This is a genomic window from Microbacterium maritypicum (assembly GCF_008868125.1).
GTDB classification, from domain to species: domain Bacteria; phylum Actinomycetota; class Actinomycetes; order Actinomycetales; family Microbacteriaceae; genus Microbacterium; species Microbacterium maritypicum.
Map to the genome: position 1 here is coordinate 134,671 of NZ_WAAQ01000001.1, position 12,762 is coordinate 147,432.

The window sequence follows — 12,762 nt, forward strand, 5'->3', positions numbered from 1 at the left end:
CATGGTCGACAGCGCCGAGGAGAGCATGAACGAGCAGCACTGGTCCGGCGCAGGGACTCCGACGGACCCCTGGGTCCTGAAGACCGCGCCCTTGTCGTCCGAGTACACGATCTTTCGGGATGACGACACCGATCCGGCCCTCTTGGTCTGCCAGGTGGGGTCGACCAGGCTCACCTACCTCGCGCGCGCGATCGATGACCTCCACGCAGAACTGCTCCGACGCGGCGACTGGGTGACGCTGGGCGCCGCCGACGAGAAGAAGGAGCCGGCGCCGGACTCGGTCGAGGCATGGGGTCGCGCTGAGGACAACCCCGTGGGTGGCTGGTACGGCCAGCGGAAGGGGTATCGAGGCCGTTTCGGCATGTACCTGCCGCCTCTTCTCGAAGCCCTCGGCCTCGTCGAGCTCGAGCACAATGCTCGCAACAATCGCGTCAGGGCGATCGCGCGCGCATAGGGCCGCCGCCGGTGCAACCCGTCGTCGGCGACGGTTTCCTGCTTCGACGAACCCGGATCACCAGCGGCCCGCCGCGCTGCCCCTTCGCACCACAGCGGACCGCCGGCTACGCAGCGCTCCTGCACGCCCTCCCCGGGCAAGCAGTACCGACTGCGGCCAGCAACGCTAGACCCGCGCGACGCAGATGGTAAGGGGGTGTCCAAACCCCGCCGTCGGCGCTATGGGCCTGGATGGCCGGCTTCTTCATGAGGGAAGCTCTGTGTGGAGGGGCTGACGGGAATCGAACCCGCGCTATCTGCTTGGGAAGCAGAAGTTCTACCATTGAACTACAGCCCCGTACTCGCATCCGAGGAGCGAGCGAAGGCCAGCCTACCTGTACGCCGCCCGATGGCCAAAGCACGGGACGCGTCGGAGTGCCATCGCAGACGGTGGTCTGCGATGGCACCCCATGATCGCGTCGATCAGCGGTGGACGCCCCGTCGTCGGGCGAACGCCAGGCCGCCGGCCGCGAGCAGCAGCGCCGCGAGGGCCAGCGCCGAGGTGAGCCCGGCGGCGTCGAGTCCGGTGGAGGCCAGGCCGCCGACACCGGCGGCGCCGGAGCCGGTTCCGGTGGTGGTCCCTCCGCCGACTCCGCCGGTCCCCGGCTGTGCGGCCCGCACCGTCAGGGGCGCCCGCACCTCGGTGCCGTCGGCGCGCGTCATCACGACGTGGTGCTGTCCTGCGGCCACATCGGTCGGCACGCGCCAGGACAGCGTCCCGGCTCCGGATCCGTCCGCCGTGACGGTTCCCATGTCGATCGGGTCGGAGTGCAGCGCGAACGACACCACCTCATCGGGCGCCAGTCCGGCGACGTCGACGGTGATCCGGTCACCGGCCGTGATGGCATCCGCGGAGAGCGTGACCCGCGCAGGCTCCGGCGTCGTCGCCTCGTCGAGCGTCACCATGATCCAGCTCACCTGCACGTCGGCGTCGCGAGTCGGCTGCAGCACGAGTTCGATCTGGCCCTCGTCGCCCACGGCGATGTCGCCGTAGCTGCGCACCTCGTCGGCCGCGCCGTAATCGTGGTCCTGCTCGACGACGGTGCCGTTCACACTCACCTTCGCGCCGCGGTCGTCCCACTGGTCCCAGGGGTCCGCGTAGCCGACATGCACGCTGTACCGACCGGGCTCGAGGTCGCCGAACCGGTAGGCGATGTCGCGATCGTCGACCGCGTATCGCATGGTCGAGAAAATCGTTCCGTCGACGGTGCCCGCGCTCTTGCTGCCCTCGCTGACGTATCCCCACGACGCGCCGCTCGCGGCATCCTCGGCATACGCCTGATCGGCACGGCTGTTGAGCAGGTCGCCCTCGTCCTCGGCGGCGTCCCGCAGGGCCAACCAGTCCGCGGTCTGCTGTCCACCGGCGTTGACCGCGTAGCGCAGCCCCTCGGGAACGACCGCGATCGTGCGGGTGAACGTGCGTCCGCCGAACTCGGGGAGGGTGCCCGTCGCGGTGACGATCCCCGGTGCGTCGAACGAGCCGGCCATGCTCCAGGTCACGGGCTGCTCGGTCATCATGCCGTTCTGGGTGACGTTGACCACCGGTGTGTCGAGTGCGCCCCCGACCTGCACCGTCTCGGGCACGGCCGAGACATCCCACGCCGACCACTGGTCGAGCTGGTCGAGCGTCCACTCGTCGTGCACCTCGACCGCCAGCGAGTCGCCGCCTTCGCCCATGTTGATCGGCAGCCACACCATCTGCGCGTTCTTGAGGTCGCCGCCGCCGTTCCATCGGTCGCCCATGTAGATGTACTTGCCGTGCTCGCGATCCACCGGGATCACCGAGCTGGGCTGCGAGTTCCAGGAGTTGCTCTGCGCCCACCAGGGGAACGGGTCTCCCATCTCGGTCCACGCGCCCATGATGTCGCTGGAGCTCGCCCACCGTGAGGGGTTCGGGCTCCATCCCGTGGTGCCCGAGGTGATCAGGAAGTACCGCTCGTCGTGCTTGAAGATCGCCGGGGATTCCCTCGACTGGTTCACGAAGATGCGGTTGTAGTCCACGCCGAGCACGGCCTCATCGGCGGGAGTCGCCAGGTCGGTGTAGTCGTCGTTGAGCTTGGAGATGAACATGGTCGCGTTCTCCTCGCTCGAATAGATGATGTAGCCGGTGCCGTCGTCGTCGACGAACAGGTTCATGTCGCGCGCCATGCCACGGTTGTTCGGGGCGTGGTTGGTCGGTTCGGCATCGTCGGGTGCGTAGTGCAGCCGGTAGCTGTCGATGTACTTGAAGGGACCGAACGGCGAGTCCGCCACCGCGACCCCGGCGTTGGCCTTGGCGTACTGCGCGGACGACGTCGCCGACGGGCCGTCCATGTGCGCCCACATCACCCACTTGCCGGTCTTCTCGTTGAAGATCACCTTCGGACGTTCGATGATCGGCGGGGTCACGCCGTCGACGGGCACTGTGCCGAGATCGCGGTAGACGGCGTCCTGCTGGGCGGCGGAGTAGTCGCCGTACAGCGCCTCGAAGTAGGGATCGTCCTCGAACTGGTCCTTCGACGACAGCGCCCGCAGCGCCACTCCGCGGTCGTCCCAGTTGTACAGGTCGTACGAGCTGTAGACGTGCACGCCGGGAGCCGAGTGGTACCCGTTCGTGCGGTCTTCGCCGTAGAGGTAGTAGATGGTGCGACCGTCGGCATCCTTCGACGGCACGACCTGACCGCCGTGCGCCTGGATCACCTCGCCGTCGGAGTCGAGCCATTCCTGTCCTGGGCGGAAGCTCGCGTACGGGGCGATGTCGTCGCGTGCCGACTCGAGCCGCCACAGCTGGTTGGCGCCCCAGTTCGACTGCCACACCCCGACGCTCGCACCGACCGAGGTCGAGGAGCCCCCGACATCCAGCACGGCACCGCGTCCGGCGTTCAGCAGGCTGAACTCCGCGCCGTCGGTCGAGGTCATCATCCACAGCGAGGCCGTCCAGGTCTGCACGGGGATCAGCTCGGGATCCCTGGCGCTGCCGAGGAGGGCGCCGTCATCGGAGGCGGTCAGTGCATGCCCGCTCTGGACGCCGGTGATCGTGTAGGTCTCACCGTCGCGGAGCGCCGGTGCCTCGGCGGCGATGCCTTCGACGCCGGAGACGACGAAGGTGGTCACCGACTTCGCGGGAACCGTGAGCACGGCGGTCCCGTCTGCGCCGACCGCGACCGCTGTCCCGGTGCGCAGAGCGTTCGCCGTCGGGTCGGATGCCGGAGACTCCGTCGTCACGACGGGGGTCACCGTGGCGCCCTGATCGATGTCGCCGAACAGCGACAGGTCGATCGTGAGCGTGCGGGCCTGGTCGCTCTCGTTCGTGTGCACGAGCGTGGCGCCGGAGCCGTCGCCGTCGATGGCCGCCGTGGTGTCGTTGTCGGCGACCCGCACCAGCTGGTCGCCGGGTTCGATGTAGTGCGTGAAGTTGCGCAGGGTGTTGTACTTCGCGTTCGTGCGGACGTGGCATCCCGCGTCCGCGTCGCCGTCGGCCAGGCGACGGGCGGAGTCGCCCTCGGCGTTGCAGTCGAAGTCGATGAACACCGAGCCCCAGTTCTTCTTCTCGACCTTCTCCATGTTGTAGAGGTCTTCGACCGGTTGCCACAGCACCCAGGCCTCCGGCTCCAGCTCGCGCAGGTCGGAGCTGACGAGCTGGGCGATGCCGAGCCCGTTCTCGATGGCATCCGGGTTCCAGCTGTCGCCGCCCCAGTTGCCCTCGACCTCACTCATCCACAGCGGCTTGGCCGCGCTCTTCGCGATGTCACGAGCCAGGTGGCGGCCTCCCGTGGAGTAGGTGTGCACGTTCAGCTGGGCGACGGCGTCACGTGCCGCGGTGTCCCATCCGTTCCAGTCCTCCACGAATCGCTGCGGATTCGTCTCGTCGGGGCCGGAGATCACGGCGTCGGTCGTGGTGTCGGAGGCGGCCAGCTCAGCGGCGAGCGCCTTGATCACGTCAGCCTGCAGCGCGGGGCCGGCGTGGGCACCCTCCTGCCTGCTCGCGCTCGTGGGCCAGCCGTCGCCACCGATCGTGGTGCCCCAGTAGTTGGTGTTCGGCTCGTTCAGCGGGTCGATCGTGTCGAACGAGATGCCCTGGGTGTCTTCGACGTGCTCGACGACGGTCTTGAGGTACGTCGCGAACGTGTCGAGGGAGTCGCGGCGGATCTGGTCGGCCCAGGGGTCGGTACCGCCGCTGACGAAGCCGCTCTCGGTCATGAAGTAGGGCGGGGAGTTGCTGAAGGCCTCCCAGGTGTCGACCTGGTCCTTGATGGCCGAGACCCAGGCGAGCTGTGCGGCATCGGCCGAGAAGTCGTAGTCGCTCGCGTTCTCGCCCGTCCACGCGGCGCGGAAGCGGTCCCGGTCGGCGAAGCTCGACGTGATCGCGCCGTCGTCGTCGGTGAGCGGAGCATCCGGGTTCCACCACCCTGGGACCGCTCCGCCGGGGCGCAGGTAGTCGGGCACATCGGTCGCGTTGCCGCCGCCGATGTTGTAGCGCGCGATGTTGAGGTTCAGGCCCTCGTCGCCGAAGACCTTGTCGATGAGCTCATCGCGCAGCTCTGCCGGGTACGAGCCGGTCGCGTTCGCCATCCACACCAGACTCGAACCCCACCCCTTGAAGGGGGCGCCCGCATAGGCGGGATTGGGGGTCAGGGTGACATCGGATTCGGCAGCCGTGGCCGCCTGCGGGAAGGCGGCGAGACCGCTAGCGGTCGCGGCGAGCACCGCGGCCATGGCGAGTGCGCGCCGGGATGTGGTCGCTGTTCTTGCAGACATCGTTGTCCATTCAGATTGTGTTGACGTTAACATGTCGACGTCAACACAATCTAGCGGATCTTGATCGGCCGGACAAGTTCCCGCTCGCGACAACTAGGCTGGTGCCGTGCTTCTCAGCGACCGCGACATCAAGGCAGAACTCGCATCCGGCCGCATCGGCCTCGAGCCTCGCGAAGACGGGATGATCCAGCCGTCGAGCATCGACGTGCGCCTGGACCGGTACTTCCGGTTGTTCGACAACCACAAGTACCCGTTCATCGATCCCTCGGTCGACCAGCCCGAGCTCACGCGCCTGATCGAGGTCGACCCCGACGAGCCCTTCATCCTGCACCCCGGGGAGTTCGCACTCGGCGCCACGTTCGAGCAGGTCACGCTGTCCGACGACATCGCGGCGCGCCTCGAGGGCAAGTCGTCCCTGGGGCGCCTCGGGCTCATCACGCACTCCACCGCAGGGTTCATCGACCCGGGCTTCACGGGGCACGTGACGCTCGAGCTCGCGAACGTCGCGACCCTGCCCATCAAGCTGTGGCCGGGGATGAAGATCGGGCAGCTGTGCTTCTTCCGGCTCACGTCTCCCGCCGAGAACCCGTACGGCTCCGGCCCCTATGGCAACCGGTACCAGGGGCAGCGCGGACCGACGGCCTCGCGGTCGTTCCAGAACTTCCATCGAACGGATGTCGGCAGCACCGACATCGGAGCAGTCGGAGGCTGAGATGAGCGACGTCAGCGGCACACCGCCGGAAGAGCCCGTCGTCCCCGAGGGGGCGGACCTTCCCGACGCGCGGGAGGCCATGCCGGATGAGCCGCTGATCCCGCCCGCCGACGTCGTCATCCCGCCTCCGCCGCCCGAGATCCCGATTCCGGAGGGATTGCTGGCGGAGCCTGCGTCGGACATCCCCTCGGACGTGTCGTCCGTCGATGCGGTCGTCCCGCCGCCACCCGCGACGCGTCGTGGTTCCGACCGTGCACGCCCGACCCCCGCCATCCTCGAAGGAGAGCCGCCCGCCGCAGTGGCGGACGACTGGTCCCAGCCGTCGGTCGCGCCCGAGGCGCCGACATCCGGCGGCTATCGCGTGCTCACCGTCGTGATCTTCGCGTTCCTGTTCGTGCTCCTCGTCGCCGCGATCATCGTCGGGGTGTACCTGCTGAACACGACGACCTTCCCCTTCGCGGGTGCCGACGAGGCCGCCACGACGGCGATCACCTTCGCGCTGCGTTCCTGACCCTGGGCGCAGGCGAACTCAGGCGCGTGTGCGTCCCCGCCGACGCCGAAGCGCCGCCGATGCCACGGCGACGAGAGTGCCGATGGCCACGCCGATCACGGTCTCGATCGCGCGGTCCTGAAGGAGCATGTCGACGGGGGTGGGCGCGGCGAGGTGCACCATGAGCAGCGCGAGTGGGGTGATGAACACCATCGCGATGCCGTAGTTGCGGCCGACGAACAGCTCGGCGGCGGCCTGCAGCATGACCACGAGCGCGATGACGGCGAGCGGCGGCAGATCGATCGCGAGGATCGCCGCCGCGACGAGCACGCCGAGAAGGGTGCCGACGAGGCGCTGGATGCCGCGGATCACCCGGGCGTTCAGCTGCGGTCCGCTCACGGCGGCGACCGCGCCGACGGCTGCCCAGTACCAGTGGGAGTCCATGATCAGCAGGCCGGCGAAGCCTGCTCCCACGATCGCCACTCCGACCGATGCCGCCATCTCTCCGGCTATGGGGCCCACGGGTTGCCGGGACCTCGACGACGCATCGGCCGTGCTGCGCGTGAAGACGCCGATGAGGGCGGTGATGGCCAGCCCGAACAGCACGCTCGGACCGCCGACCAGCAGCACGTCGCCGAAGGAGGCGGTTGCCGCCGGGATCGTGGCGCATGCCCCGACCGCGAACACCGGGAACAGCGGCCCTGGAGGGTGCCACCGCATCGTGTAGGCGAGCAGGGTGACGGCGGATGCGATGACCGCGACGACGAGGATGCTGACCGGGGCGGGAGCGGCGAGGACCGACAGGGCGGTGCCGACGAGCATCGAGGCGAGGATCACCCCGCCGGCGGTGGCCTGCATCCGCAAGCGATCGCGGAACACGTCATGGCGCCCGTAGAGCGCGGCGAAGGCGCCGAAGCTCGCATAGATGCTGAGGTCGAGGCGCCCCAGCATCCAGAGCACGAGGAGGGGGACCGCGACGCTGATCGCGGCGCGGAGCGCGACCCGGTGGTCACCGCGGTGCGGTTCGACGCGCAGAACGCCCGTCCACACTCTGCCCCGCGAATCCGCTACCGATCCAGCCTACGTCCGAGCCCGGGCCTCCATCGCGGCTGGGCCTCCATCTCGGCCGGGCGGTCGCTCGATACACGAAACGCCCCACCCGGATGTCGGGAGAGGCGTTTCGAGGGTGGTGCGGATGTCAGGCGTCGCGGCCGCGGGTGAATCCCGCGTCGAAACCACGCTCGAACGCGTGCTGAGCGATCCGCTCTGCACGGTGCGCGCCGTGTCCGTGTCCGTGTCCGCCGTGTCCGTGTCCGTGTCCGCGGCCGTGACCGCGGTGACCGGCGCCGGGCTCGCCGTGGCGGCATCCGTTCTCGGCGTCCGTGTGCGGGCCGAAGCCGTGTCCGGGGCCGAAGCCGGGCTCACGGTCGTGTCCGAAGCCGTGCTCGGCCTCGCGCTCGGGGCCGCGGCCGAAGCCTCGGCCGAACGGGCGTCCGAAGCCGCGGGGAAAGCCGCGACCGTGGCGGGGGCCGCCGAAGCCGTGCCGACGTGCGCGGGGGAGAGGGGTCTCCTCGTCCCAGCCGAACGCACGGGCGATCTTCTCGAGTGAGGCCAGCGTGGTGGCCATGTCCTCGGGGGACACGGCCTCGGTGACCGTGGTGCGGATCTCGTCGACGAGGGTGCCGAGGCGTTCCTTCGCCGCGCGGCCGTCGTCGGTGAGCGTCCAGCCCTCTCCGTCGGGGGAGACCCAGCCGCGCTCGACGAGTCGATGCAGCTTGTGGCCGTTCAGCGGGCGGTCGGATGCGACGGTGCCGTCGACGATGTTGAGCAGGCGCCAGTCGCGGCGACTCGCGTGCTCGCTGTCGAACGCGGTGGCGAACTCGGCCGCCATGAGGCGGTCGGCGGCCTTCAGCCAGTAGCCGAAGGGGCGGGAGGTGTTTTCGGGGTTCTGTGATTCAGGGGTGTTCATGGGAAGTCCTTCGTGTCGGGGTGACTTTGTTGTCAGCGTGCATGTGTATGTCACAGTGCATGTACATGTAGTGTGACATGGACTCGCAATGCATGTCAAGTCGCATGTAAAATCGATCCGTGACCACCGAATCGAACGATGCCGCGAACGACGCCGCACCGGACGCGGCCCAGCGGGATTCCGCACAACCGGATTCCGCACAGCCGGACTCCGCCGAGGCCATCGCGCAGGCGCTGTCCCGTCTGCGGGGACGCCGACCGGGGGAGAGGGGCGCGGGCGAGCGGGGCCAGGGCGGCCGTGGTCATGGCGGACCGCGCGGATGGCACGGAGGGCCCCACGGCGTCGCGCCGGGGGAAGATCCTCGCGACCACTTCGAGCACCATCGCGGTCACCCCGTGATGCCGCCGTGGATGGCCGACCCCTCGGGTCGCCTCGGCGGCCCCGCCCGCATGCGGATGCTGGAGGCGCTGGCCGCGGCATCAGCGCCGCTGAGCGTGAGCGACCTCGGCGCCGCGATCGGGGTCGATCAGCCCCGCGCGTCACGGCTCGTGCAGCAGGGCGTCGAACGCGGTTACGTGCGCCGCGAGGCCGACCCCGATGACGCGAGGCGCACGCGTATCGCGCTGACGGACGAGGGGCGTCGCCTCGCCAGGGGCATGCGCGGCGAACGTCGCGAGATGCTGGCGACGGCGCTCACCTCCTTCACGGAAGAGGAGCGCGTCGAGCTCGCCCGGCTGCTGAACAAGCTCGCCGACAACTGGCAGCGCTGACCCGCGACCCCGGTCATGCCCTCATCCCGCGCCCGGCGGCCGGGCTCGGATCAGCGCGGCGCCTTCACCGGGAGCAGGAGCAGGAAACCGGCGATCAGGACGATCACGATGCCCAGGATGCCGAACGCGGTCTGGGCCGTCAGCACGATCAACAGGGTCCAGGCGCCGGAGGCCATCCAGCTCGCGGCCCGACCGGTCGTGGCGTACAGGCCGAAGATCTCGCCCTCGCGGCCGGCCGGGGTGACCCTGGCCAGGAACGACCGTGCCGCCGCCTGCGCGGGGCCGACGAACGCGCAGAGGATGAGTCCGCCGATCCAGAACACGATGGCGCCCGCGTCCCTCAGGAAGAAGACCGCGAGGCCGGCGACGATCATCGACCCGATCGAGGCGAGGATGATCCGCTTCGGCCCCAGGTAGTCGTCGAGTCGTCCGGCGGCGATCGTCGAGACCCCCGCGATCAGGTTCGCGGCGATGCCGAAGATGATGATCTCCTGCGTCTCGAACTTGAACACTGCTGTGCCGATGATCGCACCGAAGGCGAACACGCCACCGAGGCCGTCGCGGAACACGGCGCTCGCCAGCAGATACCAGAAGGTGGGCCGGGTCTCCGGGTCGCGGTACAGACCGGCGACGTCCTTCACCAGCAGCGGGTACGAGGCGAAGAATCCGACTCTGCGCTCGGGGCGTCCGAGTGAGGGTTCCGGCACGTTGAGGAAGATCGGGATGCTGAAGATGATCGCCCAAACCGCGCATCCGACCGCGATCAGCCGGTAGGCCAGGCCGTTGTCGGTCGACATGCCGAACCAGTCGAAGGTGTCCAGCACGACCACGATCACGAGGGCGATGATGCCGCCGAGGTAGCCGAAGCCCCAGCCGAGGCCCGAGATGCGACCGACGTTCTTCGGGTTCGCGATGCCGATGAGCATCGCGTTGGAGTTCACCGCCGCGATCTCCTGGAACACCGTCGCGGCCGAGATCAGGGCGACTCCCAGCCAGAACAGGCTCGGCGTGGGTTCGACGAACCACAGGCCCAGCATGCACATGACCAGTGCGCCGGTGCCGATTCCGAGCCACAGCTTCTGGCGCCCGGCGGCGTCCGCGCGCTGACCCAGCACGGGGGCCAGCAGCAGGATGCCGAAGGCAGCGATCGTCGACCCGAGGCCGAGACCGGCCGCGAGATCCGCCTCGGCGGCGAGTCGGACCGGGTCGTCCACATCGAGCGACGCGACCTCTGGTGGCAGGAAGCCCTCGCCGACGAGATACAGCGCCGTGAACACGAACGTCAGGATGACGGTGTTGAAGGGCTGCGTCGCCCAGTCCCACAGCGCCCAGGAGTACACCTGCTTCTTCGGCGCGGGTGTGTCGCCGCGCAGATCCAGGCCGACGACGGCCACGGCGCCGCTGTTCGCGGTCGCCACGGGCTCGGGAACGCCCTGGCGAGGTTCGGGTTCGCTCATGGGGGAAGTCTGGCGGGCCACGGTGAACGCCCGGTGACGGCGCGCCGCGCCAGGGGGCAGAGATCGGAGCCGCAGCGATGCTCAGGCGTAGAGCAGATCCGCCTCGACGGCCGCGGGCCAGTTCGGTACCGCGAGTGTCGCCGGGTCGTTCCAGCTCCCGTCGGCGATCTGGCGGAATGCGCCGCGCACGCCGAAGAGCTTCTCCAGCGGCGACCAGTTCGACTCTCCCGGCATCGGGATCAGCGACCGCTCGGCGAGGGACTCCGGGTACATCTCCGCCAGGAGTGACAGGAGGCGCACCCCGGTGTGCACCGGCCGCAGGGCCGCGGCATCGGTCACGTGCAGGATCACACCCTCGCACTGCGCGCCGGCATGGTCGCGCACGAGGGGGGTGAATCCGTAGGGGGAGGCGGTCACCCCGGGGAGATCGAGGTCGACCACCGCCTGCGCATAGTCCTCGGCGTCGATGAAGGGTGCCCCGATCACACGGAACGGCACCGCGGTGCTGCGCCCTTCGGAGACGTTCACGCCCTCGGCGAGGCACGTCCCGGGGTAGAGCAGGGCTGTCGCCGCGCTCGGCAGGTTCGGTGACGGCGGCATCCAGCGGAGCTCTTCGCGACCGATCGCGGTGTCCCCGCGTCGCCAGCCGTCGAGCTCGACGACGTCGAGCTCGACATCGATGCCGCGGGTGCGCACCCAGTGCCGAGCGAGTTCTCCGATGGTGAGTCCGTGACGGATCGGCATCGACCAGCGCCCGACCAGCGATTGCGCCGCCTCGTCGAGCATCGGACCCTCTGCCTGTTCGAGGAGACCGCCGAGCGGATTGGGGCGGTCGAGCACGATGACGGCGACCCCCGCATGCGCGCAGGCTTCGAGCATGTGGCTCATGGTCCAGATGTAGGTGTAGAAGCGTGCGCCGACATCCGGGAGATCCACCAGGACGACGTCGAGGTCGGCGAGGTCTTCCGCGGAGGGGCGCACGGAGGGGCCGTACAGGCTGCGCACGGGAACGCCCGTGACGCGGTCTCGCACGTCGTCGATGAGCGCTCCCTCTTTCGCCCGTCCGTCCATCCCGTGTTCCGGGCCGAAGAGCAGGTTCAGCGACCACCCCTCCGCCACGAGCGCGGCCCGCCCACGCGTGAGCTGCGACGTCAGCGCCAGGTCGTTGGTGAGCATCCCGATCCGCGCGGTGCGCAGCGTGGTCAGCAGGCGCGGGGGCAGGTCGTGCCGGAGGAGCCGGTCGATACCGAGGTGCATGGTCAGTCGATTCTGTGAGTGGTGACGGCGTCGAGGGTGCGCTGCAGGTTCGCCGAGATGGTGTCGTAGTCGGCCTGCGCGATGCGGGTGTAGAGGAAGTCGAGGATCGCGAGCTGCGCGATGCGGCTCGCCATCGCGCCGGAGCGGAACGTCGATTCCGACACCGCGGTGACGAGCACCAGGTCGCACGCTCTGGCCAGAGGCGACTTCGGGTTGTTCGTGATGGCGATCGTGGTCGCCCCGGCTCTGCCCGCGACCTGCGCCGCCTGCACGATCTCGAGCGTGCGTCCGGAATGGGAGATGGCGATCGCCACATCCCGCCCATCCAGCAGCGCGGCGCCCGTCAGCGCGAGATGGTGGTCGGTGCGGGCCTGGGCGACGAGTCCTGCGCGGTGCAGCTTCTGCTCCAGATCCTGGGCGGCGAGTCCGCTGGAGGCGGCACCGTAGATGTCGATGCGTCGCGCGTCTCGGACCTCGGCCACGCAGCGTTCGAGCTCGTCGAGATCGATCTGGCGGGCGGTGCGTTCGATCGCGGCGGCCTCCGCGAAGGCGATCTTGCGCACGGTCGTCGCGACGTCGTCGTAGCGGCTGACATCGCCCGCAGAAACCTGGAACCTCTCCTGGTCGGAGGCGCTGCGGCTGAGCTCGGTCGCGAGCGCCAATCGCATGTCCGGGTAGCCGCCGAAGCCGACGCTGCGGGTGAAGCGGGCGACGCTGGCGACGGAGACCTCGCACTCCTCGGCCAACCGGGTGATGGAGCTCTCCACGACGGCCTGGGGCTCGGCGAGGACGTACTCGGCGATACGGCGCTCGGTCGGGGTCAACTCGGAGAGACGCTGATGGATGGCTGTCACGACACTGTTCGGCACGTGCCCATG

General features: G+C 69.3%; 10 protein-coding genes and 1 tRNA gene. 4 read left to right on the forward strand and 7 right to left on the reverse strand.

Annotated elements, in window-relative coordinates:
- Nucleotide 1 precedes the first annotated feature (1 nt).
- The gene (locus F6W70_RS00685) at nt 2-454 is read left to right on the forward strand and encodes a DUF6855 family protein (protein ID WP_151485648.1); all 453 of its coding nucleotides are present in this window, start codon (nt 2-4) and stop codon (nt 452-454) included.
- Between the two features lie 262 nt (nt 455-716).
- Here the strand turns inward: F6W70_RS00685 and F6W70_RS00690 are convergent.
- Both F6W70_RS00690 and F6W70_RS00695 read right to left on the reverse strand, forming a co-directional pair.
- A tRNA-Gly gene (locus F6W70_RS00690) sits at nt 717-790 on the reverse strand.
- 125 nt (nt 791-915) lie between these two features.
- Nucleotides 916-5,229, reverse strand: coding sequence for a glycoside hydrolase (locus tag F6W70_RS00695; RefSeq protein ID WP_151485649.1), 4,314 nt, complete (start codon nt 5,227-5,229; stop codon nt 916-918).
- A gap of 106 nt (nt 5,230-5,335) precedes the next feature.
- Here F6W70_RS00695 and dcd point away from each other — a divergent pair, with 106 nt between their 5' ends.
- Together dcd and F6W70_RS00705 are read left to right on the forward strand one after the other, a co-directional pair.
- The gene (gene dcd / locus F6W70_RS00700; RefSeq protein ID WP_055874903.1) at nt 5,336-5,941 is read left to right on the forward strand and encodes a dCTP deaminase; all 606 of its coding nucleotides are present in this window, start codon (nt 5,336-5,338) and stop codon (nt 5,939-5,941) included.
- Between the two features lies 1 nt (nt 5,942).
- Entirely contained in the window at nt 5,943-6,452 is a 510-nt protein-coding gene (locus tag F6W70_RS00705) for a hypothetical protein (protein ID WP_151485650.1), read from the forward strand.
- Nucleotides 6,453-6,470: 18 nt separating this feature from the next.
- On the opposite strand, the gene F6W70_RS00710 is transcribed toward F6W70_RS00705, so the two are convergent.
- Together F6W70_RS00710 and F6W70_RS00715 are read right to left on the reverse strand one after the other, a co-directional pair.
- Nucleotides 6,471-7,481 (reverse strand): FUSC family protein, encoded by a 1,011-nt coding sequence (locus F6W70_RS00710; RefSeq protein WP_151485651.1) that lies wholly within the window; start codon nt 7,479-7,481, stop codon nt 6,471-6,473.
- Nucleotides 7,482-7,629: 148 nt separating this feature from the next.
- Nucleotides 7,630-8,400, reverse strand: a complete 771-nt coding sequence (locus F6W70_RS00715) for a winged helix DNA-binding protein (protein ID WP_151485652.1) — start codon at nt 8,398-8,400, stop codon at nt 7,630-7,632.
- A gap of 119 nt (nt 8,401-8,519) precedes the next feature.
- Between F6W70_RS00715 and F6W70_RS17915 the strand changes: the two genes are divergently transcribed.
- Nucleotides 8,520-9,170, forward strand: coding sequence for a MarR family winged helix-turn-helix transcriptional regulator (locus tag F6W70_RS17915; protein WP_318278765.1), 651 nt, complete (start codon nt 8,520-8,522; stop codon nt 9,168-9,170).
- Nucleotides 9,171-9,220: 50 nt separating this feature from the next.
- Here F6W70_RS17915 and F6W70_RS00725 read toward each other — a convergent pair whose 3' ends face one another.
- The 3 genes from F6W70_RS00725 to F6W70_RS00735 all read right to left on the reverse strand — a co-directional run bounded on the left by F6W70_RS00725 (nt 9,221) and on the right by F6W70_RS00735 (nt 12,753).
- Nucleotides 9,221-10,627 (reverse strand): MFS transporter, encoded by a 1,407-nt coding sequence (locus tag F6W70_RS00725; RefSeq protein WP_164743723.1) that lies wholly within the window; start codon nt 10,625-10,627, stop codon nt 9,221-9,223.
- Nucleotides 10,628-10,708: 81 nt separating this feature from the next.
- Entirely contained in the window at nt 10,709-11,884 is a 1,176-nt protein-coding gene (locus tag F6W70_RS00730) for an exo-beta-N-acetylmuramidase NamZ family protein (RefSeq protein ID WP_151485653.1), read from the reverse strand.
- A gap of 2 nt (nt 11,885-11,886) precedes the next feature.
- The gene (locus F6W70_RS00735) at nt 11,887-12,753 is read right to left on the reverse strand and encodes a MurR/RpiR family transcriptional regulator (protein WP_051056561.1); all 867 of its coding nucleotides are present in this window, start codon (nt 12,751-12,753) and stop codon (nt 11,887-11,889) included.
- Nucleotides 12,754-12,762: the final 9 nt, after the last annotated feature.